Source organism: Streptomyces rimosus, from assembly GCF_008704655.1.
GTDB lineage: Bacteria > Actinomycetota > Actinomycetes > Streptomycetales > Streptomycetaceae > Streptomyces > Streptomyces rimosus.
This window is the reverse complement of the sequence record NZ_CP023688.1, coordinates 7,956,382-7,980,861: the sequence shown is the minus strand read 5'-3', so window position 1 is coordinate 7,980,861 and position 24,480 is coordinate 7,956,382. Positions and strand designations below refer to the sequence as shown.

Genomic DNA, 24,480 nt, shown 5'->3' with positions numbered 1-24,480 from the left:
CGTACTCCTTGGACCGAGGGCTCCGGGGAACGCGTCAGGACGGCCGGGGCGCCCGCAGGTGGGCGCGCCGTTTCAGCTCGTCCTCGTCGACCGGGACGAGCATGGGCTGTCCCGGAACGCAGAGCATGGTGACGAGGAAGCGCAGGCGCGTGTCGGTGAGGTTGTTGCCGTCCTGGTAGTGGATGACGTCCCCGCCGGGCTCCCAGAACGTCTCCCCGGCGCGGATGATCCGCTCCCCCTCGCCTTCCAGCTCGAAGCGCATCTCACCCTCCAGCACGTACCCGAAGGCCGGGCCGGGGTGGCGGTGCGGCGGTGCGCCCCCGTCTCCGGGCGGGTACTCGATCTGTACGGTCGTCACGTGCGCGCCCTCCGGAATGGCGGGCGGGGCGACTTCCTGCAGCACGGTGAGCGCGGTCTTCCACGCCTCCGAGTGCGGGTGCTCACGGGGGTCCGGCATGACGAGTCCTCCTGCGAAGAGAGGCCCCATTGTGCTCCGGGCCCGGACGTGCCCGGTGAGCGCCGAACCGGACACATCCGGGTACGGCCGTCCGCACGACGGGTCCGTACGGTGGTCCGGCCGGCCCGGCGGAAACTCCCGCTCAGCGGCCTTCCGCGGGGCCTTCCGACGCGCCCGCCACCCTTGCCACCGCACCCACAGCTCGTACGCCCTCCTGAAGGCCGACAAGGCGACCGCCAACAGCAGGGCGGAGAAGAACCGGCTCACCGAACCCCCACGATTTTGCGCAATCACGCCACACGGCGTCCCTTCAGCTTTCCCGTTTTCCGGCCGGGAGAAGAATTCCGGCCCCCGCCCCGGAAAGCGTCCGGGACGGTGTCGTGCAGGTGCGCGGGCGCGCCCCCGGACATCGGAGGCGAGAAGGAATCGGACACACGATCCGAATATCTGTCTAGTCGTGCCGATGTGTAGCTCGTTAGAGGGACGGCGTCCTTGCCGTGCCCCTGGGTTGTGGTCAGGATGCGCTGACGTCGGCCAAGAAGCCCAGAGGGGGCACCGGCACGCGGTGGGCTCTTCTCGGCGCCCGGCGGGTGCGTTGCCGCTGCCCTCGCGTGCACCCGCAGTGAGAGGCCTATGACAGTCAACTCCCCTGCCGTGTCCCCCCTCGACCGGCGCATCGCGGTGATCGGGGCGGCGTGCCGGCTGCCGGGCGGCATCACCGACCTCGGCGGGCTCTGGTCGGCACTGTCGGACGGCGCGGACCGGGTGACGGAAATTCCGGAGAGCCGGTTCGAGGTGGCCAGGTTCGTCGATTCCACCATGCCGCGGCCCGGGAAAAGTTATACGCGTGCGGGTGGTTTCCTGGGAGATGTCAGCACGTTCGACGCCGCCTATTTCGGCATTTCGCCCAAGGAAGCGGCGCAGATGGACCCGCAGCACCGGCTGCTGCTGGAGCTGGCCGTCGAGGCGTGCGACGACGCCGGCGTGGCACCCGCCCGGCTCGCGGGTTCCGACACCGCCGTGTACGTGGGGATCTCGGACCAGTCCTACGGCGCACTGCAGATGACGATGCCGGAGAGCGTCAACGCGTACACCATGTCCGGGTCCGCTTCGTCCATCGCCGCCAACCGGCTGTCGCACTTCTTCGACCTGCACGGTCCGAGCCTGATCGTCGACACCGCGTGCTCGTCGTCGCTGGTCGCCCTGGCGGAGGCGTGCCGGACGCTGCGGGACGGCACCAGCCGCGCCGCCCTGGTGGGCGGCGTCAACCTGCTGCTCAGCCCCTACCACTTCGTGGGCTTCTCGCAGGCGGCGATGCTCTCGCCCAGCGGGCGCTGCCGTTCCTTCTCCGCGGACGCCGACGGCTATGTCCGGGCCGAGGGCGGCGGCATGGTCCTGCTCAAGAGGCTTCCCGACGCGCTGGCCGACGGGGACCGGATCGACGCGCTGCTCGTCGACTGCGCCGCCAACAGCGACGGGCGCACGCCCGGCCTGGCGCTGCCCCGGATGGAGGCCCAGCGCGCTCTGCTGGAGGACGTCTACACCCGCGCCGGGGTGCACGCGGACGACATCGCGTACATCGAGGCGCACGGCACCGGCACTCCTGTGGGGGACCCCATCGAGGCCGAGGCCATCGGGCGGGCGCTGGGCGTCCACCGCACCATCGGCGCGCTGCCGATCGGCTCGGTCAAGTCCAACCTGGGCCATCTGGAGCCCGCTTCGGGCATCGCGGGTCTGCTCAAGGCTCTTCTGGTGCTGCGCCACGACGTCATTCCCCCTTCGCTGCACGCCGCCGCCCTCAACCCGCACATCGACTTCGACCGGCTCCGGCTCCGGCTGGCCGATCGCGCCTGTCCCGCGGGCCTCACGGAGCGCTCGGTGATCGGCGTCAACTCCTTCGGGTTCGGCGGCGCCAACGCCCACGCCGTCCTGGCCCCCGCCCCGGCCATCGACCGGGTGAACGCCGCGCCGCCTGCCGCGGTCCCGCTGCCCGTGGTCGTCTCGGCCCGGTCCAGTAGCGCGCTCGACGAGGCGCTGCTCCGGACCGCCGAGCAGTTGGCGTCAGCCGACGCGCGGCAGTTCTACGACCTCGCGTGGACGTCGGGCAACCGGCGCGGTCTGCATCCTCTGCGCGCGGTGGTGCTGGCATCCTCACCGGACCAGGCCGCGGCCGCACTGTCGCAGCTCGTCGAGAAGCCGGAGGCCGCCCCTCCGCCGGAACCGGCACCGGCGCCGCAGGCATAGCGGGCCGAGGCGGTCCACGACGGGCGTCCGGTCTTCGTCTACTGCGGCAACGGCGCGCAGTGGGCGGGCATGGGCACGGACCTGCTGCACAAGGACGCCACCTTCCGTTCCGCGTTCACCGCCGTGGACGCGGCCTTGCGACCGGAGCTGGGCTGGTCCGTACTGGGCGAGCTACAACTGCCCGCAGCGCAATGGAGTTTGGCGCGGACCGAGGTGGCGCAGCCCCTGCTGTTCGCGGTGCAGATCGCCGTGACGGCGATGCTGCGCCACCAGGGCATCGAGCCCGCGGCCGTACTGGGGCACAGCGTCGGCGAGATCACCGCCGCGTACGTGTCCGGGGCCCTGTCGCTGCCCGAGGCCGCGCGCGTGATCGCCGTCCGCGGACGCGCCCAGGCCGCCACGGCGGGCCAGGGCCGGATGGCGGCCCTCACCCTGTCCGCCGCGCAGGCCCGGGAGTTGCTGGACGGCCGCCCGCAGGTGGAGATCGCCTGTGTGAACACCGCCCGCGACGTGACGGTGGCCGGCCCGGCCGCCGACGTGGAGGCCCTGGTCGGGCACTGCGCCGACCGGAACGTGGCCGCTGTCCTGCTCGACCTGGACTTCGCCTTCCACAGCCGTGCCATGGACCCCGTCCGCGAGCACATCCTGACCGGCCTGGCGGAGCTGCGGCCGCGCAGGACCGGCATCCCGATGATCTCCGCGGTGACCGGGCGGCAGGTGGCGGACGGCGAACTCGACGCCGCGTACTGGTGGCGCAACGTGCGGGACACCGTACGGTTCGAACCCGCGGTGGCGGGCCTGCTGGCCGAAGGCCACGACGTCTTCGTCGATGTCGGGCCCCACCCGATCGTGCAGCCGTACCTGCGGCGTACGGCGGCCGCCGCGCCCGGCCCGGTGGCCGTCGTCCCCACGCTCTTCCGCGACGGCGACGGCATACGGCAGATGCGGGCCGCCACCACCCGCCTGATCGCCGCCGGGGCCCGTACCGATCAGAGCGCGCACTTCCCCGTCCCCGGCACGGTCGCCCGCCTGCCCGCCTACCCCTGGCAGCGCGAGCGCCACTGGCACGGCGAGCGCTGCGCCTGGACCGGCGGCCTCGGAGAGTACGAGCACCCGCTGCTGGGCGTGCGCACCGCCCACGCCGAACCGACCTGGTACGGGACGGTGGAGCCCGCCCTGGTTCCGTGGCTGGCCGATCACCGCCTCGCGGGCGCGGTGCTCCTGCCCGCCACCGGGTACGTGGAACTGGCGCTGGCGGCCGGACGGCGGGTCCTGGACGCCGCCTGCGAGATCGAGAACCTGGAGCTGTACCGGCCGATCGTGGTCCCCTGGGACGACCCGGGCCAGGTGCGCCTGGAGCTCGCCTGGTCCACCGAGGACGGTGTGGTGAGCATCGCCGCCGGTGAGGGGCGGGCGGGGCGCGCGCGTCGGCATGCGCGCGGACGCGTCCGGCAGTTGCTGCGCCGCCCGTGCGCCGATCTCGACGTACCGGCGCTGCGGGCGCGGTGCCCCCAGCACATCGATGCCGGCCGGCACCGCGCCGCCATGTGCGCCGTCGGCCTCGACTACGGTCCCTCCTTCCAGGTGCTGCGGGAACTGCTGGTGGGGGACGGCGAAGTCTTCGCCCGCTACCGCCTGGACGCCGACGCGAGTGCCTACGAGGTGCATCCGGCCCTGTTCGACGGGGCTCTGCAAGCCGGACTGCCCCTGGCCCAGCAGGTACTGGACGAGGAGCGCGACGCGTACCTGCCCGTCGGGTTCGGCGCCGTACGGGTCTGGCGTACTCCCCCGGCCGACGGGCTGGTGCACGTACGTCAGCGCAGTCGTACCGCCACCGAGCTGTGCTGGGATGTCCTGGTCGCCGGTACGGACGGCACGGTGCACGCGCAGCTCGAAGGCTGCCGGCTGCGCCGCTTCGACGGGATGCGCTCCGCCCCGTTGAGCCATCACCGTATGGTGATGCGCGCCGCCCCGCACGTGGACCACGGCGTCGCGCCCAGTCCGCTGCCGCCCACCCCGGACCTGCTGGCAAGCGCGGAGCGGCAGATCACCCCGCTCCTCGCCCACGACCCGAGGACCGCGGCGGCGCTGCGCGGCTTGAAGAACGTTTCGGCCCATGGTGCCGCGGATCTCTACACGGAACTGCTGCCCGATCCGAGCACCCCGTTCACCCTCGATGACCTGGTCACCGCGGGCATGCTGGACCGGCACCGGAAACTGGCCCGGCTGCTGCTCGGCCTCCAGGAGCGGGCGGGCCTCGTGGAACGCCTGGACGGCGAACGGTTCCGGCTGACCACCCCGTGTTCCCGTACCGCGGAGACCCTGCGTTCCCTGATCGACGGCAATGCGGCGGGCCCGGCCCAGACGCTGCTGTACAGCCTGTGCCTGCGGCACGGCCTGGCGCTGCTGCGCGGCGGGAGCGAGCTGCTGGAGAAGGTCGTGGCCGACGGCGCGGCCCCCGCCATCGAGCAGTTCTACGACATCGAGTTCCCCTGCCGCCGCTACAACCGGCTCATGCAGACCGTGGCCGCCCAGCTGGCCGACCGGTGGCCGGCGGACCGTCCGCTGCGCGTCCTGGAGATCGGCGCCGGTACGGGAGGTGCCGCGGCGGCCCTGCTGCCCGTGCTGCCGCCCGACCGTACGCGCTATGTCTTCACCGACATCTCACCGCTGTTCCTGGGCCCCGCGCAGAAGCGCTTCGCGCACTACGACTTCGTGGACTACCGCACCTTCGACCTCAACCAGGACGGCGGCGGCCAAGGCTTCACCGACCACGGCTTCGACCTGGTCATCGCGGCCAACGCCCTGCACACCGCCGCCGAGGTGGCCCCGGCGCTCCGGCGCGTGCGGCGCCTGCTGGGTCCGGGCGGGCGGCTGGTCTGCCTGGAGACGCACGACCTCGAACTGCTGGCTCCGCTGTTCGGAACGCTGGAAGGGTTCTGGAACTTCACCGATCACGAACTGCGCGGCGACTCCGTGCTGCTGCCCGCCGACGCGTGGCTGCGGCTGCTGCCTTCCTGCGGCTTCACCGACGTCACGGCGGTCGGCGGCGCGGGCGAGGGTCCACACGAGGGCTTCTCCGTCTTCGTGGCCACCGCCGACCCGGCCACGCCACCGGCCGCTCCGCCCGTCCTGCCCGCGCCCGATGCCGATACGGCCTGGGTCGTGATCGGCGAGGACGACGGTCCGGGCTCCCTCTCCGCGGCGGTGGCCGACGCACTCGGCACCGCCGGCGCCGCCCCGGTCCACCGGCACGCTGCCGCGGAGGTGGTCGACTCCGTACAGAACCAGCTCTCCCCGCACTCCAAAGTGACTGCCGTGGTGGTGCTGGCAGATCCCGGCACCTTGACCGCAGCAGACGCCCCGGCTGCGTGGGCGGCACAGCATGCGGCCCGGCGCGCGGACTTGCTCCGTTCCGTCGCCGAAGCGTTGGACACGCTCCCCGCCGGAACGGAGCGGACGCTGTGGCTCGTGTCCCGGCCCAGCGGGGCCCTGCCCGCGCCCGAAGCGCCCGCGCATCCGGTGGACGCCGCTGCCTGGGGCGTGGCACGCACCGTGGGAAACGAATATCCGGATCTGGCCGTCAAGCGGCTGTCCCTGCACCGGACCGGGGACACCGCCGTGGACGGGCAACGGGTCGTCCGCGAACTGCTCACCGCGACCGACGAGGACGAACTGGCCCTGACCGCATCCGGCCGTTTCGTTCCGCGTCTGACCGAACTTCCGTCCCCTGTCGGCTGTCGGCCGGGGAGCGACCTTCCCGGTTACGCCCTGGAGGTACGCCATCCAGGGCTCTCCTACGAACTCGCCTGGCAGGAGAGCACGCCACCGCCGGTGGGCGCGGGGCAGGTGGCCATCGCCGTACACGCCGCGGCCCTCAACTACCGGGACATCATGCAGGTGGTCGGTCTGCTGCCCGCCGAGGCGGAGGAAGCCGCCGGCGGGCAGGCCGGGCTGGGCCTGGAATGCGCGGGCGTGGTCACCGCGGTCGGTGACGGGGTTACGTCACTGCGCCCGGGTGACCGGGTCCTGGCCCTCGCTCCCCACTCCCTGGGCACCCACACCGTCACGTCCGAGCACGCGGTGGGCCGCATCCCGGACGGCATGCCGTTCCCGGACGCCGCCACCGCCCCGGTGGCCTTCCTCACCGTCCACTACGGCCTCGGCCGGCTGGCCCGCCTGGCCGTGGGCGAAACCGTACTGGTACACGGCGGCGCCGGGGGCGTGGGACTGGCCGCCGTACAGTTCGCGCAGCGACACGGAGCCCGCGTCATCGCCACCGCCGGGTCCGAGGCCAAGCGCGACCTGCTGCGCCGACTGGGCGTGGAACACGTCCTGGACTCCCGCACCCTGGCCTTCGCCGACGACGTCCGCCACCTGACCGACGAGCGGGGCGTGGACGTCGTCCTCAACTCGCTCGCCGGTGAGGCCGCCGTGCGCAGCCTCGAACTGCTCGCCCACGGCGGCCGCTTCGTGGAACTCGGCAAGCGCGACATCTACGAGAACCGTCCGCTGCTGCTGCGCCCGTTCCGTAAGAACATCGCCTTCTACGGAGTGGACCTCATCGGCCTCCTCCAGGACCCCCGGCTGGCCATGGAACAGTTCGCGGAGGTCGCCGAACTCGTCCGCAACGGGGCCTACCGCCCGTTGCTGCACAGCGTCTACCCGGCCGCCCGCGTCACCGAGGCGTTCCGGCTGCTCCAGCACTCCCGGCACGTCGGCAAGGTCATCGTCACCTTCGATCCTCACGACGAGGCCCCCCGCGTCGAACCGCGCACGCACCGCCCGGCTCTCGGGGCCGGCGCCACGTACCTGGTCACCGGCGGTCTGACCGGCCTGGGAGCACTGACCGCCCGGCATCTGGCCCGGTGCGGGGCGGGCCACCTGGCGCTGGTCGGGCGGCGGGGCGGCGACACACCCGAAGCCGATGCCCTGCTCGCCGGCCTCGCGTCCCAGGGGGTGCGGGTGTCGGTCCACCGCGCGGACGTCAGCGACTTCGAAGCCATGCGGCAGATCGTGTCGCAGGCGGACGCGGCGGGGCGTCCCCTGCGCGGCGTCGTCCACTCGGCCATGCACCTGGACGACGGAGCGCTGGCCGAGCTGACCGAGGAGCGGTTCTCCGCGGTCCTGACCCCCAAGGTGACCGGAGCGGAAGTTCTGCACCGCCTCACCGAGGGCCTGGACCTGGACTTCTTCCTGCTGTACTCGTCGGCCACCGCCACCCTGGGCAACGTTCGCCAGGCGAACTACGTCGCCGCCAACCTCTATCTGGAAGCGCTCGCCCGCCGGCGCCGGGCCATGGGCCTGCCCGCGACAGCACTGGCCTGGGGCGCCCTGGGGGAAACCGGCTATGTCGCCCGGAGCGCCCTCACCGACGCCATGAGCCGCATGGGCATCGAACCGGTCAGCCCCCGCCAGGCCCTGCGCGCCGTCGACGCCGCCCTGACCTCCGGTCCCGACGTTCTCGGGGCTGGCTGCTACAACTGGGGGCGGCTGTCCCGCCTGTTGCCCACGACGATGGCTCCCCGCCTCGCCGGGCTCCTGTCCGTCCCCACCGAGGGCGGCGGTCGGAGCAGGGACGAGCTGGTACGCGAACTGGCCTGTATGGCGCCGGAGGAAGCCCGCGGTGTCATCGCCGAGACCGTCGCCGCACTGTTCGCCGAGGTTCTGTACATGTCACCGGACCAGATCGACCACCACCGGCGGCTGGACGAGTACGGCATGGACTCCCTGATGGGCACCGAACTGCTCGTCACCGTACGGCAGCGCTTCGACCTCGACCTGCCGCCCATGGAACTGCTCAGGTCCGAGGGCACCATCGCCGATATCGCCCGCATCGTGTACGTCCGGCTGGGCCTGTCCCGCCCGGCCGAGGCCGCGCCGGCCCCGGGCGGCCGGGTTCCGCCACCTCGCGACGCCGTCAGCGGCCCACGAGAGCCCGGATCTCAGAGGCGATCAGCCGAGGGTCCTCCTCCGCCATGAAGTGACCGCACGAGACCGTACGGTGCCGCAGGTCCTCGGCCCAGGCGCTCCACAGGCCCTGGGCGTGGTAGCCGAGGGCCGCGCCCCAGTCCTGCTGGAGGACGGTGACCGGCATGGTCAGCCGGTTGCCCGCGTCCCGGTCGGCGGTGTCGTGGTCCACGTCGATCCCGGCGGAGGCGCGGTAGTCGGCGACGATGGAGGGCACGGCCGCGGCGGACGCGGCGAGGTAGTGGGCGCGTACGTCGGCTGGGATCGCGTCCGGGGTGCTGGTCCAGGCGTCGAGGAAGTGGGCGAAGAAGGTGTCGGCGGACGCCTGGATCATCCGTTCCGGCAGGCCCGGCGGCTGGGCCATCAGGTAGAGGTGGAAGCCGACCGCGGCGGACACGCCGTGCAGGGCGTCCCACATGTCCAGGGTCGGCAGGATGTCGAGGAAGAGCGCGTGGGAGACGGTCTCCGGGTGGTCCATCGCGGTACGGAAGGCGACCAGGGCGCCGCGGTCATGACCGGCCAGCGTGAAGCGGTCGTGTCCCAGCGCGGCGGCGAGCCGGACGATGTCCCGGGCCATGGTCCGCTTGGCGTAGACCTCAGGGCCGCTCTCGGCCGGCTTGTCGCTGGCACCGTAGCCGCGCAGGTCGGGGCAGATGACGGTGTGGTCGGCGGCGAGGTCGGACGCGACATGCCGCCACATCACATGGGTCTGCGGGAATCCGTGCAGCAGCACGACCGGGCTGCCGGTGCCGCCGACGGCGGCGTTCAGCGTGACGCCGTCGTCGACCGGCACGCGGTGCTCGGTGAATCCGGGGATGCTCGGGTGTGTCACAGCGGCTCCTGTGGCTCGTGGCAGAGTGGACGGTCCCGGACCCCGCGGTCCGGGTCGTCCGGGGACGTCACCAAGGGTGCGGGCGCCGGATCAGCGATCGATGAGTGACCGCGCGGCACCCCGGGAGACGGCGCCGCCCGCGAAGGGACCGTGCCGTGGGCGTGGAGTTCGGACTGCTGGGACCGGTCGCCGCCTGGGACTCCGACGGCACGCCCCTCCCGCTCGGCGCGCCCCGCCACCGGGAGGTGCTCGGCCGGCTGCTGATCGCCCGCAACCGGGTGGTCCCGGTCGGCCGGCTCGTGGACGACCTGTGGCCGGACGGCCCGCCGGCCGGTGCGGTCGGCGCGGTCCGCACCTTCGTAGCGGCGCTGCGCCGCGCCCTGGAGCCCGGGCGCCCGCCCCGGCAGCCGTCGCGGCTGCTGGTCACCGACGGCCCCGGCTACGTCCTGCGCGCCGGGCGCGACGCGGTGGACGCCTGGCGGTTCGAGGACACGGCCGCGCGGGCCGCCGGGGCGCCGCCGCACGCGGCGGTCGCCCTCTGGGACGAGGCGCTCGCCCGGTGGCGCGGGCCGGTCCTGGCCGACTTCCCCGCCGCCGCGTGGGCCGCCGCCGAACAGGCCCGGCTGGAGGCGCTCCGTCTCGACGCGGTCGAGCGCCGCGCCGACTCCCTGCTGGCCACCGGCGCCGCCCGGGACGCCGTCGCCGATCTGCGGGCCCATGTCGCCGCGCACCCGGGGCGGGAGGACGGCTGGGTGCTGCTGGCGACCGCGCTGGACCGGTCCGGCCGGCACGGCGAGGCCCTGGAGACGCTGCGGCATGCCCGTACGGCCCTCACCAGCGCGTACGGCTCCGGGGCCGGGGCCGCCCTGGCACGCGCCGAGACCCGCATCCGCAGCGGCACCACCGATTACGCTGCCGAGCCGGGCGGGGTGGCGGACGGCGTCTGGGGCCGGGCCGCCGCCGCGTGGGACCGCTCGGTGCCCGCCCGGTCCCGGGCCCGGCTGCACGCCACCGCCGGTCTGCTGCGCGACCTCGCGGTGACCGGCGCCGACGGCCTGGAGGAGGCGCGCGAGCACCGGCGGGAACTGGTCGCGGCGGCCGAGACGACCGGGGACGCCGAGCTGGCCGCCGGGATCATCGGCTCGTACGACGTCCCGGCGGTCTGGACCCGCGCCGACGACCCCGGGAACGCGGGCGAACTCGTCCGGGCCGCCGCCCGCGCCGCCGCCCGGCTCGGCCCCGACGGCCCGCCCGCGCTGCGGGCCCGGCTGCTGTCGGTCATCGCCGTCGAGTCACGCGGCGACGCGGCCGCCGACGCGCCGCTCCCCCGGGCGGCCGGCGCCCCCGCCGCCGAACCGTGGCGGCTGCGCGCCGAACGCGCCGCCGAGGAGGCCGTACGCCTCGCCCGCCGCCTCGCGGACCCCGCGCTGCTCGCGTTCGCCCTCAACGGCGCCTTCATGCAGTCCTTCGCCACCTGCGGATCGGCCGCCCGCCGCGACGCACTCGGCACCGAACTGACCCGGCTGGCCATCGGCCACCACCTTCCCGGCCACGAGGTCCTGGCCCGCCTCATCCGCCTCCAGGCCCTCGCCGGCCTCGGCGACCTCGCGGCGGCGGACGCGGAGGCCGAGGAGATCGACCGGCTGGCGCACCGCAACGAACGGCCGCTCGCCGCGGTGTTCACCTCCTGGTACCGGGCCCTGCGCACCTGCGAGACCGACGGCTGGCCGGCGGCCCGCCCCCAGTACGCGAAGGTCCTCGCGGACACCGCGAACTGCGGCATGCCCGGACTCACCCGGGGAGCGGCCGCCCTCGTCGCGCTCGTCCCCGTCATGCGGGGCAACGCCCTGCCCGACCCGGACGACTTCACCGGCCTCGACACCGGCCCGTACCAGCCGTGGCTGGCCCCGATGCTGCTGGCCGCCTCCGGCGCCACGGAACGGGCCCGGCACGCACTCACCACCGTTCCCCGCCCGCCCCACGACCTCCTGCAAGAGGCACTCTGGTGCGTACTGGCCCGCACGGCCGCCGCCGTGGGACACGAAGGGGTCCTGCGACGCGCCCGCGACGAACTCGCCTGCGCCAAGGGGGAGTTGATCGGCTCCGGGAGCGGACTGATCTCCTTCGGTCCGGTCGCACGCCATCTGGAGGCCGTTGAGGGGGCCCTCGGTGCGGGCGGTCCGTCCTGAGCGGGGGCACCATTCAGATCTACGAACACATCGCCGTGACCGAGGGCGTCTTCGTCCCCGAACTCCGGGAATCACCCACATGCCTCAGGCCGCCGACGGCACACCTCCGGCAGCCACCCCCACCCCCTCCGCCTCGCGGGTCGTCTTGGTCCAGCCCGTCTGTCCGCGCAGCATGCGGAACAGGGCCCGCCAGGCGCAGAGGAACGACATGTAGTTCATGACGACGAAGGAGTGGCCCAGGAGCAGGGCGCGGGGCAGGCCGACGTTCTTGTCGCGGCGCAGGTAGGTCCAGGAGGTGGCCAGGGCGGGGGCGAAGGCCAGCAGGTACCAGGCGAGGAGGTTGAGGGGCAGGCGCAGCCGGGTGCCGTTGACGGCGGCGGCCGGTCTGCCCCGCAGGACCAGCACGTCGGGGCTGCGGAGGAACCAGTACAGGCAGTACTGGAAGAGCAGGGACCAGGGCAGGTCGAGGACCCAGGGCACCAGCAGGTACGCGAACATCTCCAGGGCCGCCAGGTGCCCCATGCGCGGGGCGCGCCAGATCTCGCCCATGCGCCCGATCGCGGTCATGTGGCCCTGGTACCAGCGGGTGCGCTGGCGGATGAGGCGGCGCAGGTCGCTGACGCCCTGCTGGTCGACGGATGCGTGGGCGGTGGTGCGCAGCCGCCGGCCGCGCACGGCGAGGCTGATGGCCAGGTCGAGGTCTTCGGTGAGGGACTGGGACCAGGGGCGTTCGCCGAGGCTGTCGAGGGCGGAGAGGCGGGTGAACTGGCCGTTGCCGCCGAGGCTGACGGTCTTGGTGAGGTTGCGGCCGAACTGGGTGACGGCGGCCATCGCCCAGAACTGGTAGTCCTGGAACCAGGTCAGGAAGTTGGAGCGGCGGTTGCGTATCCGGACGCCGAGCTGGACCCCGCCGACGCGTGGGTCGTCGAAGAGCGGCATGACGTGGGACAGTGCCCGGTCGGAGAGGCGGCCGTCGGCGTCCATCACGCACACCACGGTCTGTGCGGGGTCCTGCCCGCGTGCCGCGACGCGCTCGCGCACCACGCGGATGGCGTGGTTGAGGGCTTCGCCCTTGCCCTGCCGGGCATGGGGCGGCTCCCGCCGGAGCACGGTCACCTCCCCCTGCTGTCCGGCCGCGTGGGCCGCCGCGCCCGCCTGCCCGGCGGCCGCCCTCGTGGTGTCGTCCGAGCCGTCGTCGACGACCACGACGGTGGTGCGCGGGCCCAGGAGGCCGCCGACCGTCGTGCCGATCACCGACTCCTCGTTGAGGCAGGGAACGAGGACGTAGAGGTGGTAGGGGTCGCGGCGGCCGAGGTGCGGGCGGCCGTAGGAGGTGTCGCCCTGGGACCGTAACTTCGCTCTCTGGCGGCGCAGTTCGAGCAGGCCCGCGCCCATGGCCAGGGCGAGGTAGCCGGCGGACAGTCCGATGACGGTGCAGCCGATGGTGTCAACGGTCTTGAGCAGGGCGTTTTTCACCAGGGCGTCCCCCCTTGTGACGTCGGACCCCGGCGGCTCGGGCGGGCACGGAGGGCGCCGGCCGGGTGCGGATCGGCGCGTCCGGGCGGCCCGGGCCGGGCAGGTGCCCGGGCACGGCCCGGCCACCGCGCCCCACCCTGCGCTGGATCTCCCGCCCCAGGACGAACCCCAGCGGCACCACGGCCGCGCCGATGGCGGCTGTGAGGACACCGCGTCCGCCGGATGTTCCGGCGCGTGCCGCCGCCATGCCGCCTGCCAACGGCCAGGTGGGTCCCAGGTACATGGATGGGCGGCACCTCCGGGCGGCAGGACATGAAGTGCGCAGGCCAGCGGGTGCGCAGGGCAGGCAGCGGGTCGAGCGGCGGGGCGGGCAGTGACCACTGTGAACCACCGGGCGGGCGATGGCCAGCCCCCTCCGTGGCGTTCCGGCGGTGCCCGGAGACCGGCGGAGACGGTTTTGCGTCGATGGTCCGGGCACGCGAAATGGCGGGCGCCCGTTTGCACCAGGGCTTTTCCTACCGCTCAGCGGGCACATTGTTCCGATCCGGCCAATCACATGTCCCGGGAACCATTGCCCCCCGTTATGTCCGGCGCCTAGCGTCGGCTGACGCGAGTGATTGCGGGAACATCCCTGCATTCCCTCGCCATCGTCTGCCACAGGTGTCACACGTCGCATGTTCAACGTCTGTGAGCTGTCTCGCCCTTACGCGAACCTGTCGTATACCGACGCGATGAATGGTGTCCCTATGCGCCTGATCCTTTCTCCTGCCCCCGCCACGAAATCGACTCGGCATTGAGCGGCCGGCAGCGCATCGCCATTGTCGTGGGCACGCGCCCGGAAGCCGTCAAACTCGCCCCGGTCGTACGGGAATTACAGCGCACCCGCTGGGCCGAGCCGGCCGTGCTCACCACCGGCCAGCACGGCACGGTGGTACGGAACACCCTCGCCTGCTTCGGACTGCGCGCCGAAGCCGCACTGGACCCTCCCGCCGGTACGGGCGGCACGGCCGCCGCGGGGCCGGTCACCGAGCTGACGGCCGGTCTGCTCAGCGGGCTCGGCAGCCGGCTGAGCGCACCCGACGTACGCGCGGTGCTCGTCCAGGGAGACACCTCGTCCGCGCTGGCCGGGGCGATGGCCGCGTTCTTCGCCAAGATCCCCGTCGTGCACGTGGAGGCCGGGCTGCGCTCCGGCGACGCGCGCAGTCCGTTCCCCGAGGAGGCCCACCGCCGGATGATCGCCGAGCTGAGCGATCTCCATCTGGCGCCCACCCATGCCGCCCGCCGCAACCTGCTCGCCCAGGGGGTGGCGGCCGACCGGATCGTGGTGACCGGGAACACCGTGATCGACGCCGTCGTCGCCGCGAGCCGCGGCCCGCGCCACCGCGCCGTACCCGAACTCCGCGGACTCGAACAGAATTCCGCTCCGCTGGTCGTCGTGACCGCACACCGGCGGGAGAACTGGGGCGAGCCGATCCGGCGGGTGGGCCGGGCGGTGGCGGCACTGAGCCGTCAATACCCCGATGTGACGTTCGTCGTCGCCGCGCATATGAATCCCGCGGTCCGTACCGCGATCGAGGAATCGCTGCGGGGCCGGCCGAATGTCCATCTGCCGGGCCCGATTCCGTATGACGCCTTCGCCCGTCTGCTGTCCCGGTCCGTTCTGGCCATCACCGATTCCGGCGGAATTCAGGAGGAGACGGCGGCCTTCGGACTGCCGATTCTGGTGACCCGGGACAACACCGAGCGGACCGAAGGGATCGATTCCGGTCTGGCCCGGCTCGTCGGTACGGACGAGACGGAGATCGTGGCGGCGGCCGAAAAGGAATTCGCCCGCGAAGGCGTGCTGGACGCCGGGAAGCCGAACCGGGCGTTCCCCCGGCCCAATCCGTACGGCGACGGACGGGCCGCCCGGCGCTGCGCCGCCGCCTGCGGCTGGCTGCTGGGCCTGGCCCCCAGGCCGCCCGACATCACCGGTCAGGAGACGCGATGACCACTCCCGCCACCGTGCCCACCGGCACGATCACCACGGTCGCCGGCACCGGCGCGGCCGGCTTCGACGGGGGCGGCGGGCCTGCTGTCCGGGCCGAGCTCAACGGCCCCCGGATCGCCTTGGACCGGTCCGGGAACCTCTGTGGCTCAGAGACCAACAACCACCGCGTCCGCAAGGTCGGCACCGGCGGCATCGGCCGGCACACCCCCGTACAGATCCCGGCCGAGATCACCGGCGACTCGCAGGACGAGCCGGCGCTGCGCCCGGCCCAGGAGAGCGTGCCCGAGGCGAAGCCGGGCGACAGCGTCTCGTTCAACGTCGAGATCCGCTCGCTGAACAACCAGCCGGTCAACCCGGGCACGCCGGCCCAGCGCTGCACCGCCCCCACCGGCTTCGCGTTCACCGGGGGCGCCTCGTACGGCTACCACCCCGCTGTGACCGGCAATCTGCGGACGCAGCTCGAAGACGGCGGCCGCACAGTGATCATGTCCTCCGATCCGCACGTCAACATGGGCGCCACCGCCCGGACCGCGCTGATCCACACCATCGGCATCCGCGCCCTGCCGGACGCGGCACCCGGCTCGCGGCCCGCCGACGGCAGCGCCGCCATCGGGCGCCCGGCACCCGTACCGCTGTCCGCCCACGTCCTCTGACCACGACAGGAGCAGTGATCATGACCACCGCATCCAGCGCAGGAACCGGCCCGCAGCCCGCAGGCCTGCTCGACGGCTCGATAGCCACCGTCGCGGGCAACGGCGTGGCCGGATTCATCTCCGACGGCGGGCACGGCGCGCTGACCCGGGTCTATTACCCCCAAGGGGTGACCGTCGACAAGAACGGCAACCTCTTCATCGCCGACCGGTACAACCACCGCATCCGCAAGGTCACCCCGAACGGCACCATCACCACCGTCGCGGGGGACGGCAACGCCGGATACATCTCCGACGGCGGCCCCGCGCTCGCCACCCGGCTCCACTACCCCGCGGACGTGGCCGTGGACGACGCGGGCAACCTCTACATCGCGGACACCAACAACCACCGCATCCGCAAGGTCACCCCGAACGGCATCATCACCACCGTCGCGGGCAACGGCGAGGCCGGGTACATCTCCGACGGCGGACCCGCCATCGCCACCCGGCTCCACTATCCGCACGCGCTGACCGTCGACCGCTCGGGCAACCTCTACATCGCGGACCACAACAACCACCGCATCCGCAAGGTCACTCCCAACGGCATCATCACCACCGTCGCGGGCAATGGCGAGGCCGGGTACATCTCCGACGGCGGACCCGCCATCGCCACCCGGCTCTACTACCCCATGGGGCTGGTGGTGGACGCCGAAGGCAGTCTGTACATCGCCGACCGCTACAACCACCGCGTGCGCAAGGTGACCCCCAACGGGCTGATCACCACCGTCGCGGGCAACGGCACCGCCGGATACGTCTCCGACGGCGGGCCCGCCCTCGGCACCCGGCTCCACTACCCGTGGGGCCTGGCGCTGGACGAGGCCGGGAGCCTGTACATCGGCGACGGGCACAACCACCGTATCCGCAAGGTCACGTCGGACGGCATCATCACCACCGTGGCGGGCAACGGCACTGCCGGGTACGTGGACGACGGCGGCCCCGCCGCCGGCACCCGGCTCTACTACCCCTACGGCATCGCGCTGGACCGGGGCGGCAACCTGTACATCGCCGACTGCAACAACCACCGCGTGCGCGGCGTGACGGCCGTGGCGCAGATGACGCCGCCGCCCCCGCCGACCGCCGACCTGTACGGCGAGGTCATCAGCCCCTACCGGGTACAGCGCGACCAGGAATTCGACCTCGGCGCGCGGATCCGCAACCGCGGCCCCAACCCGGCCGACGGGCAGTACGTCACCGTCGTACTGAACCTGGCCGACGGCCTCGTCGGCGGACCCGGCACCAGCGGCCGGCGGCTCACCCGCACCTTCTCCGGACAGCAGCTGCTGCCCCAGCAGGGCACGCTGGACGGCACGTTCCGGGTCAGCGCTCCGGCAAGCACTCCGCCCGGCACCTACCTTTCCACGCTGGAGATCCAGTACGGCGGCGACCTCAACCTGAAGGACAACGCGTACACCCTGCCCGTCACGATCGTGGTGCCCGACCCCGTGGCGGACGAGACGGCCCTGACGGTCCTCCAGGACACCGTCCCGCAGGTCGCGCCGGGCCAGCGCACCTCCTTCAACCTGCGCTACACCTCGCCCACCGGACAGCCGGTCAACCCGGGCACGATCGTCCAGCGCTTCACCGCACCGACCGGGTTCGTCTTCACCGGCCAGCCGACCTACGCGTACTACGAGACCATCCACGGCGTCATCTCCGGAAACCTGAGCCACCGCATCCTGGACGACGGGCGAACGCTGCTCATCACCGCCAACCCGCACGTCAACACCAGCACCAGCGACACCGGTTCGGTGATCTACACCATTCCGCTGGAGGCCCGCACCGACGCCGTGCCGGGACGGTACGACAACGGCTCGGCGAGCATCGGCCGGCGCACCCCGGTCCAGCTCTCCGGCGTCATCTCGGGCACCGCGCAGGACGAGACGGCGCTGCGCGTGGTGCAGGAATCGGTGCCCGCCGCCGCGCCGGGCCAGCACACCACGTTCAACCTGGAGCTGCGGTCGCTGGGCAACCAGCCGGTCAACCCCGGCACCGTCGGGCAGCGCATCACCGCCCCCACCGGCTTCGCCTTCACCGGCAGCGCCTCCTACGGCTACTACTTCGTGACGCCGTACGTGACCGGGAACCTCGACGCCCAGCTGGAGGACGGCGGCAAGACCCTCGTCATCTCCTCCAACCCGCACCTGAACACGGGGACCACCGACAAGACGGCGCTGATCTACACCCTCGGCATCCGCGCCCTGCCCAGCGCGACCCCCGGTACGCAGTCCGACGACGGCCGGGCCGTCATCGGCCGCCTCGCGCCCGTACCGCTGTCCGCCCGCGTGCTCTGACCACGGAAGGAGCTCCCATGACAACCCAGAACAGCCCGGGAAGCGGGCCACAGCCCGCGGGCATCGCGCAAGGCTGCATCGCCACGGTGGCGGGCAACGGCACCGCCGGGTACCTCTCCGACGGCGGGCCCGCGACGCTGACTCAGCTCAACTGGCCGCACGATGTGGCCCTGGACGAGCACGGAAACCTGTACATCGTCTGCCGGAGCAACAACCGGGTACGCAAGGTGACCCCGCAGGGCATCATCACCACCGTCGCGGGCAACGGCATCGCCGGGTATGTCTCCGACGGCGGTCCCGCCACCGCCACCCAGCTCAGCAGCCCGTGCGGGGTGGCGGCCGATGGCGCAGGAAATCTCTACATCGCGGATCTCGGCAACAACCGGGTCCGCAAGGTGGACACCAAGGGGATCATCACCACGGTGGCGGGCAACGGCACCGGCGGGTACGTCTCCGACGGCGGGCCGGCCACCGCCACCCAGCTCAACGGGCCGCACAGCGTGGCGGTGGACCGCGACGGCAATGTGTACATCGCCGACTACCACAATCACCGGGTCCGCAAGGTGGATTCCAAGGGGTTATCACCACCGTCGCCGGCACCGGCCAGGCCGGCTACGTCTCCGACGGCGGCCCCGCTGTCGCGACCAAGCTCTATCACCCGACCGGCGTGGCGGTGGACGCCGCCGGGAACCTCTACATCGCGGACAGCGCCAACCAGCGCGTCCGCAAGGTGACCCCGCAGGGCACCATCACCACCGTCGCGGGCACCGGCACCGCCGGCTACACCTCCGACGGCGGCCCCGCGACGTCCTCGCAGCTCAACACCCCCGCGTACGTCACGCTCGACGACGCGGGCAACCTCTACATCGCGGAGAGCGGCAGCCAGCGCATCCGCAAGGTCACCACGGACGGCATCATCACCACCGTGGCGGGCAACGGCACCGCCGGATATGTGGACGACGGCGGCCCCGCCACCGCCACCCGGCTCTACGGCCCGCGCGGCGTCGCACTGGACCGTGCCGGAAACCTGTACATAGCAGACGGCGACAACAACCGCGTGCGCGGCGTGACCGCCGTCGCCACCATGACACCGCCACCCCCGCCCACCGCCGACCTCTACGGCGAGATCGTCAGCTCCCCCTCCGTCCAGGCGGGCCAGGAGTTCGACCTCGGCGTCCGGATCAAGAACCGCGGCCCCGACCCGGCCGACGGCCGGTACGTCACCGTCGTCCTGACCCTCGCCGACGGGCTGCGCGGCCCCGCGGGCACCACCGGAAGCCGTCTGTCCCGCACGTTCCCCGGGCAGCAGCTCCAGCCCCAGCAGGGTTCGCTGGACGGCGTGTTCCGCGTCACCGTGCCCGGCGACACACCCCCCGGCCAGTACACCTTCACCCTGGAGATCCAGTACGGCGGCGACCTCAACCTCAAGGACAACACCTACACGCTGCCGGTCATCGTCGTCGTCCCGCCGCCGCCCACCGACGAGCGGGCGCTGACCATCACCCAGGACACCGTCCCCCAGGTGGCTCCCGGCCAGCGCACCGCGTTCAACGTGAAGTACGACTCGGCCGGCAGCCAGCCGGTCAACCCCGGCGACATCGTCCAGCGCTTCACCGCCCCGAGCGGCTTCGTCTTCCCCAGCCAGCCCACGTACGCGTACTACAACACCGCCCAGGGCGTGATCTCGGGCAACCTCGACTACCGCATCGAGGACGGCGGCCGGACGCTGATCGTCACCGCCAACCCGCACGTCAACACCACCATCAGCGACACCGGGCCGCTGTACTACACCATCCCGATCCAGGCCCGGCCGGACGCCGCGGCCGGGACCTTCCAGAACGGCTCGGCCAGCGTCGGCAGGCATACGCCCGTCCAGCTCACCGGCACCGTCACCGGTTCCTCGCAGAACGAGACCGCACTGCGCGTCAGCCAGGAGAGCGTGCCGCAGGCAGCGCCCGGCCAGGCCGCCACCTTCAACCTGGAGATCCGCTCGCTGGACAGCCGGCCGGTCAACCCCGGCACCATCGAGCAGCGCGTCACCGCCCCCACCGGCTTCGCGTTCACCGGCGGCGCCTCGTACGGCTACTACTACGTCCAGCCCGCCGTCACCGGGAACCTCGACACCCGTCTGGAAGACGGCGGCCGGACACTGATCATCTCCTCCAACCCGCACGTCAACACCGGAACCACGGACAAGACCGCGCTGATCTACACCATCGGCATCCGTGCCCTGGCCGACGCGAAGCCGGGCACCCGGTCCGACGACGGCAAGATCGCCATCGGCCGCCTGGCGCCCGTACCGCTGAGCGCCCGCGTCAGCTGACCGTCCTGCCACCGCAGCCCAGGGCCCCGACCGAGGCACGGACGGGGCCCTCGGGCCTGCCCGGCGGTCACCGCGAGGCGGCGAGGTCGCGTCACGCCACGGCGGTGCCCTCAAGCTCGACCAGCTGGCCGGGGATCGCCAGTCGCGTCACCCCGAGCATGGTGGTGGTCGGCGCCACCTCGGCGGCGCCCAACCGGGCCGCCAGCACGCCGTAGTGCTGGAAGAGCAGGTCGACGTCGGTCGTGTAGACGTTGAGCCGGACGAGGTTCGCGAGAGTCATGCCGGCCTCGCCGAGCACGGCCTCCACGTTGTCGACGCTCAGCGCCAGCTGCGCCGCCATGTCACCGTCATGCTCCGGCTTGCCGTCGCCGTTCATCGCGGTCTGCCCCGATATGTACAGGGTCCGGGTGTGCCCGGAGACCACCTCGCCCTGGTTGAAGCCCATCTCCACCGACCACGAGACCGGGTTGACCGCCGTTCGCTGCATTGCCACATCGGCTCCATTCGCATCATCGAGAGTACGTACGACCATCGGCTCGGTGGCCACCTTCGGCGACGTCGTCAGGACAAGCCTCCCCGCCAATCACGACACCCTTGGTCATGTATTCCTGTACAACTCTCCGTATGCGCGCCGACCGATTGGTCTCGCTGGTGCTGCTCCTGCGCCGGCGAGGACAGCTCACCTCGACCACGCTGGCCCGTGAGCTGGGGGTTTCCACCCGCACCGTGCTGCGCGACATCGAGGCACTGTCGGCGGCGGGCGTCCCGGTCTACGCCGAGCGCGGCCGGCAGGGCGGTTTCGCGCTGCTGCCCGGATTCCGTACCGAGCTCACGGGGCTGAACCACGACGAGGCCCTGGCCCTGCTGACCGCCGGATCGGGCCACGGCGACCAGGTCTTCGGCCTCGGCTCGGCGCTCGCCTCGGCCATGCGCAAGGTGGTCGACGCGCTGCCCGAAACCCACCGGGCCACCGCGAGCGACGCGGCCCGGCGCTTTCTCGTCGACCCGGAGACCGATCTGCTCTCCCGCCGTCTGGGCGGCGACGAGGTGCTCGGCACCACCATGATCGAGGTACGGCGCGCGGTACTCGCCGGACACCGGCTGCGCATCCACTACGCCGCGACGGACCAGGCCCCGCAGTGGCGCACGGTGGATCCGATCGGCCTCGTCACCGTACGCGGCCGGGTCTACCTGCTGGCCACCAGAGACGGCGCGGACCGCACCTACCGGCTGTCGCGGGTGCTGGCCGCCGAAGAACTCCCCGAAGCGGCGCAGCGGCCGCACCAGGTCGACCTGGACCGGATCTGGCGGGAACGCTCCGCGCGGTTCCTCTCCGGCAGCGACCACATCACCGTGCTGATACGGCTGAACCCGGCGCGGCGGGAAGAACTGCTGGACACCGCGCTGGCCGTCCGCGCGGAAGAACCCGACGCGGACGGCCGGCTCCGGCTGGAGGTGACCTTCCAGGACACCCGGCACGCCGAATGGGCGCTGTGGCAGCTCGGCACGGACGCGGAAGCGCTGGCCCCGAAGTCGTTGCGGATATCCCTGCGGGACCGCGCCGCCGCGATGGCGAAGCGCTACGAAGATCCGGCCTGAGGGCCGGCCGACCTTACTTCCGGCCTTACTTCGGAAACAGGTCCTCGCACTGGACCGACCGCTTCTTCAGCTCGGCCGCATCGTGCGTGTTGTTCTTGCTTCCGCCTCGGCGTCGATTCGACGGAGCGAGGCAGTGACCGTCAACGAAATGCCCTCATGATGGTGAGACCCGGAACCTATCCTGAAGCCGTCACGCTAAGTAACCCACACAGTAGCTGGACGCATCGGCACCATCCGAGGAGCCCTCATGAAGATGCTCATCAACACCCCCGAATCCGTAGTGACCGACGCACTCCGCGGCATGGCGGCGGCCCACCCCGATCTCGTGGTGGATGTGGAGAACCGGGTGATCGTGCGGCGGGATGCGCCGGTTTCGGGAAAGGTGGGGCTGGTTTCGGGGGGTGGCAGTGGGCATGAGCCGTTGCATGGGGGGTTCGTGGGGGCGGGGATGTTGGATGCGGTTTGTCCTGGGGCGGTTTTTACGTCGCCGGTGCCGGATCAGATGGTGCGGGCGGCCACGGCCGTGGACAGTGGTGCGGGGGTGCTGTTCGTCGTCAAGAACTACACCGGTGACGTGCTGAACTTCCGGATGGCCGCGGAGCTGGCGGAGGACGAGGGGGTGCAGGTCGCGACGGTGGTCGTGGACGACGATGTCGCCGTGACGGACTCGCTGCACACCGCCGGGCGCCGCGGAACCGGGGGCACGCTCTTCGTGGAGAAGATCGCGGGTGCGGCGGCCGCCGAGGGGGCGCCGCTGGACCGGGTGGCGGGGCTGGCGCGCCAGGTCGTGGAGTCGTCGCGGAGTTTCGGCGTGGCGCTCAGTTCGTGTACGACCCCGGCCAAGGGCGGTCCGATGTTCGACCTGCCCGCGGGTGAGCTGGAGCTGGGGGTGGGCATCCACGGGGAGCCGGGGCGCGAGCGGCGGCCGATGATGACCGCCGGTGAGATCGCGGACTACGCCGTGGACGCGGTGCTGACGGACCTGCGGCCCCGGCATCCGGTGCTGCTGCTGGTCAACGGGATGGGCGGCACTCCGCTGCTGGAGCTGTACGGGTTCGGTGCCGAGGTGCACCGGGTGCTCGGCGAGCGGGACGTGCCGGTCGCTCGTACGCTGGTCGGCAACTACGTCACCTCGCTCGACATGGCGGGCTGCTCGGTGACGCTGTGCCAGGCGGACGAGGAGCTGCTGCGGCTGTGGGACGCGCCGGTTCGGACGCCCGCACTGCGTTGGGGGTGCTGACCGGGGCCGTCGCCGAAGATTCGCGCGCACCATGGCGGGGACGTTCTCTCGTACACGTATATCCGCACACGTACGACCAGAGGAGCAGTTCGTGTCCGAAACGGCACTGGATGCCGGGTTCTTTCTGCGCTGGATGACGGCGGCCGCCGCCTCCGTCGACCGGGAAGCGGCCCGTCTCACCGACCTCGACTCGGCCATCGGCGACGCCGACCACGGCAGCAACCTCCAGCGCGGCTTCGCGGCCGTCGTCAAGGTGCTCGAAGCGGAGCCGCCGGGGACGCCGGGTGCCGTGCTGACGACGGCGGGGCGGCAGCTGATCTCCACGGTGGGCGGCGCGTCCGGGCCGCTGTACGGGACGCTGCTGCGGCGTACGGGCAAGCAGCTCGGCGACGCGGACCGGGTCACCGCCGACGAGCTGCGCGCGGCGCTGCGCGCCGGGGTGGACGCGGTGGCCCAGCTGGGCGGTTCGGCGCCCGGTGACGCGACGATGCTCGACGCGCTCGATCCGGCCGTCGAGGCGCTGGCCACGTCCTTCCGGGCCGCCGCCGAGGCCGCCGTACAGGGGGCGGAGGCCACCGTTCCGCTCCAGGCCCGCAAGGGCCGGGCGAGCTATCTGGGCGAGCGCAGCATCGGTCACCAGGACCCGGGGGCGACCTCGTCGGCCCTGCTGTTCTCGGCGCTGGCGGAGACGGCGGGCGAGGGGGCGGCGCGGTGAGCGGCGCGGAGACCTCCCACGAGGGGCACGAGGGACATGTGGGCATCGTGCTGGTGTCGCACAGCGGGCCGGTGGCCGAGTCGGTGGCGCGGCTGGCCGTCGGCCTGGCGGGCGGTGACGTCAAGGCGCCGGTGGCGGCCGCGGGCGGCACACCGGACGGCGGTCTCGGGACCAGCGCGGAGCTGATCACGGAAGCGGCGCGGAAGGTGGACGGCGGTGCGGGCGTCGCCGTCCTGGTCGACCTGGGCAGCGCCGTACTGACCGTCAAGGCCCTGCTCGCCGAGGGCGACGAACTGCCCGAGGGCACACGGCTGGTGGACGCGCCGTTCGTCGAAGGCGCGGTGGCGGCCGTGGTCACCGCTTCGACCGGCGCCGACCTGGACGCGGTGGCGGCGGCCGCCGGAGAGGCGTACTCCTATCGGAAGGAGTGACGGAAGGGGGTGACGGGGCTGGTGGCTGCGGGGC

Annotated in this window: 16 protein-coding genes and 1 pseudogene; 13 read left to right on the top strand and 4 right to left on the bottom strand. The window is 72.5% G+C overall.

Features of this window, described 5'->3' with window-relative positions; genetic code table 11:
* Positions 1 to 34: 34 nt before the first annotated feature.
* Positions 35 to 457 carry a cupin domain-containing protein gene (locus CP984_RS35035; protein WP_003986044.1) on the bottom strand — a complete coding sequence of 141 codons (423 nt, stop codon included), beginning with the start codon at positions 455 to 457 and terminating at the stop codon, positions 35 to 37.
* Between the two features lie 633 nt (positions 458 to 1,090).
* On the opposite strand from CP984_RS35035, the gene CP984_RS42310 reads away from it, so the two are divergent.
* The 3 genes and pseudogenes from CP984_RS42310 (at position 1,091) to CP984_RS35030 (ending at position 8,683) form a co-directional block, all read left to right on the top strand.
* Positions 1,091 to 2,701, top strand: a complete 1,611-nt coding sequence (locus tag CP984_RS42310) for a beta-ketoacyl synthase N-terminal-like domain-containing protein (RefSeq protein ID WP_226048732.1) — start codon at positions 1,091 to 1,093, stop codon at positions 2,699 to 2,701.
* A 42-nt stretch (positions 2,702 to 2,743) separates the two neighbouring features.
* A pseudogene (locus tag CP984_RS42690) lies at positions 2,744 to 3,670 on the top strand (acyltransferase domain-containing protein); the annotation flags it as partial.
* Entirely contained in the window at positions 3,644 to 8,683 is a 5,040-nt protein-coding gene (locus CP984_RS35030) for an SDR family NAD(P)-dependent oxidoreductase (RefSeq protein ID WP_255304258.1), read from the top strand. The pseudogene CP984_RS42690 and the gene CP984_RS35030, both read left to right, overlap by 27 nt.
* On the opposite strand, the gene CP984_RS35025 is transcribed toward CP984_RS35030, so the two are convergent.
* Complete coding sequence (locus CP984_RS35025; protein ID WP_030183393.1) at positions 8,622 to 9,503, bottom strand: alpha/beta fold hydrolase; 882 nt, start codon at positions 9,501 to 9,503, stop codon at positions 8,622 to 8,624. The two genes, CP984_RS35030 and CP984_RS35025, sit on opposite strands and share 62 nt — an antisense overlap.
* A gap of 155 nt (positions 9,504 to 9,658) precedes the next feature.
* On the opposite strand from CP984_RS35025, the gene CP984_RS35020 reads away from it, so the two are divergent.
* Positions 9,659 to 11,692, top strand: coding sequence for an AfsR/SARP family transcriptional regulator (locus CP984_RS35020; RefSeq protein WP_030183391.1), 2,034 nt, complete (start codon positions 9,659 to 9,661; stop codon positions 11,690 to 11,692).
* A gap of 84 nt (positions 11,693 to 11,776) precedes the next feature.
* Here the strand turns inward: CP984_RS35020 and CP984_RS35015 are convergent, their stop codons facing one another.
* Positions 11,777 to 13,168, bottom strand: coding sequence for a glycosyltransferase family 2 protein (locus CP984_RS35015; protein ID WP_003987186.1), 1,392 nt, complete (start codon positions 13,166 to 13,168; stop codon positions 11,777 to 11,779).
* A gap of 793 nt (positions 13,169 to 13,961) precedes the next feature.
* Between CP984_RS35015 and wecB the strand changes: the two genes are divergently transcribed.
* Genes wecB through CP984_RS34985 form a run of 5 tightly spaced genes read left to right on the top strand, consistent with a single transcriptional unit; the run spans position 13,962 to position 20,461 of the window.
* Positions 13,962 to 15,158, top strand: a complete 1,197-nt coding sequence (wecB, locus tag CP984_RS35010; protein ID WP_003987185.1) for a non-hydrolyzing UDP-N-acetylglucosamine 2-epimerase — start codon at positions 13,962 to 13,964, stop codon at positions 15,156 to 15,158.
* Positions 15,155 to 15,811: a hypothetical protein gene (locus tag CP984_RS35005; protein ID WP_003987182.1), complete on the top strand. Its 657-nt coding sequence runs from the start codon at positions 15,155 to 15,157 to the stop codon at positions 15,809 to 15,811. Before wecB ends, CP984_RS35005 begins: the two co-directional genes overlap by 4 nt.
* Positions 15,812 to 15,831: 20 nt before the next feature.
* The gene (locus CP984_RS34995) at positions 15,832 to 18,138 is read left to right on the top strand and encodes an NHL repeat-containing protein (RefSeq protein WP_226048731.1); all 2,307 of its coding nucleotides are present in this window, start codon (positions 15,832 to 15,834) and stop codon (positions 18,136 to 18,138) included.
* Between the two features lie 17 nt (positions 18,139 to 18,155).
* Positions 18,156 to 18,872 (top strand): NHL domain-containing protein, encoded by a 717-nt coding sequence (locus CP984_RS42305; RefSeq protein ID WP_003984751.1) that lies wholly within the window; start codon positions 18,156 to 18,158, stop codon positions 18,870 to 18,872.
* On the top strand, positions 18,806 to 20,461 hold the full coding sequence (locus CP984_RS34985; RefSeq protein ID WP_003984753.1) for an NHL repeat-containing protein: 1,656 nt from the start codon (positions 18,806 to 18,808) through the stop codon (positions 20,459 to 20,461). Before CP984_RS42305 ends, CP984_RS34985 begins: the two co-directional genes overlap by 67 nt.
* A 91-nt stretch (positions 20,462 to 20,552) precedes the next feature.
* Here the strand turns inward: CP984_RS34985 and CP984_RS34980 are convergent, their stop codons facing one another.
* The gene (locus CP984_RS34980) at positions 20,553 to 20,948 is read right to left on the bottom strand and encodes a RidA family protein (RefSeq protein WP_003984754.1); all 396 of its coding nucleotides are present in this window, start codon (positions 20,946 to 20,948) and stop codon (positions 20,553 to 20,555) included.
* A gap of 137 nt (positions 20,949 to 21,085) precedes the next feature.
* On the opposite strand from CP984_RS34980, the gene CP984_RS34975 reads away from it, so the two are divergent.
* From CP984_RS34975 to dhaM, 4 genes are all read left to right on the top strand, one after another.
* A complete protein-coding gene (locus CP984_RS34975) occupies positions 21,086 to 22,060 on the top strand; it encodes a helix-turn-helix transcriptional regulator (protein ID WP_003984756.1) in 975 nt (324 codons plus the stop codon).
* Between the two features lie 247 nt (positions 22,061 to 22,307).
* Positions 22,308 to 23,300, top strand: a complete 993-nt coding sequence (gene dhaK / locus CP984_RS34970; RefSeq protein ID WP_003984757.1) for a dihydroxyacetone kinase subunit DhaK — start codon at positions 22,308 to 22,310, stop codon at positions 23,298 to 23,300.
* Positions 23,301 to 23,433: 133 nt separating this feature from the next.
* The gene (gene dhaL / locus CP984_RS34965) at positions 23,434 to 24,015 is read left to right on the top strand and encodes a dihydroxyacetone kinase subunit DhaL (RefSeq protein WP_032921742.1); all 582 of its coding nucleotides are present in this window, start codon (positions 23,434 to 23,436) and stop codon (positions 24,013 to 24,015) included.
* Positions 24,012 to 24,446 (top strand): dihydroxyacetone kinase phosphoryl donor subunit DhaM, encoded by a 435-nt coding sequence (gene dhaM / locus CP984_RS34960; RefSeq protein ID WP_003984759.1) that lies wholly within the window; start codon positions 24,012 to 24,014, stop codon positions 24,444 to 24,446. Before dhaL ends, dhaM begins: the two co-directional genes overlap by 4 nt.
* Positions 24,447 to 24,480: the final 34 nt, after the last annotated feature.

Bases quoted from the DNA above. Each gene is read 5' to 3' on its own strand.
- CP984_RS35035 (WP_003986044.1), bottom strand. From the start codon at position 457: ATGCCGGACCCCCGTGAGCACCCGCACTCGGAGGCGTGGAAGACCGCG.
- CP984_RS42310 (WP_226048732.1), top strand. From the start codon at position 1,091: ATGACAGTCAACTCCCCTGCCGTGTCCCCCCTCGACCGGCGCATCGCG.
- CP984_RS35030 (WP_255304258.1), top strand. From the start codon at position 3,644: ATGCGGGCCGCCACCACCCGCCTGATCGCCGCCGGGGCCCGTACCGAT.
- CP984_RS35005 (WP_003987182.1), top strand. From the start codon at position 15,155: ATGACCACTCCCGCCACCGTGCCCACCGGCACGATCACCACGGTCGCC.
- CP984_RS34995 (WP_226048731.1), top strand. From the start codon at position 15,832: ATGACCACCGCATCCAGCGCAGGAACCGGCCCGCAGCCCGCAGGCCTG.
- CP984_RS42305 (WP_003984751.1), top strand. From the start codon at position 18,156: ATGACAACCCAGAACAGCCCGGGAAGCGGGCCACAGCCCGCGGGCATC.
- CP984_RS34980 (WP_003984754.1), bottom strand. From the start codon at position 20,948: ATGCAGCGAACGGCGGTCAACCCGGTCTCGTGGTCGGTGGAGATGGGC.
- CP984_RS34975 (WP_003984756.1), top strand. From the start codon at position 21,086: ATGCGCGCCGACCGATTGGTCTCGCTGGTGCTGCTCCTGCGCCGGCGA.
- dhaK (WP_003984757.1), top strand. From the start codon at position 22,308: ATGAAGATGCTCATCAACACCCCCGAATCCGTAGTGACCGACGCACTC.
- dhaL (WP_032921742.1), top strand. From the start codon at position 23,434: ATGACGGCGGCCGCCGCCTCCGTCGACCGGGAAGCGGCCCGTCTCACC.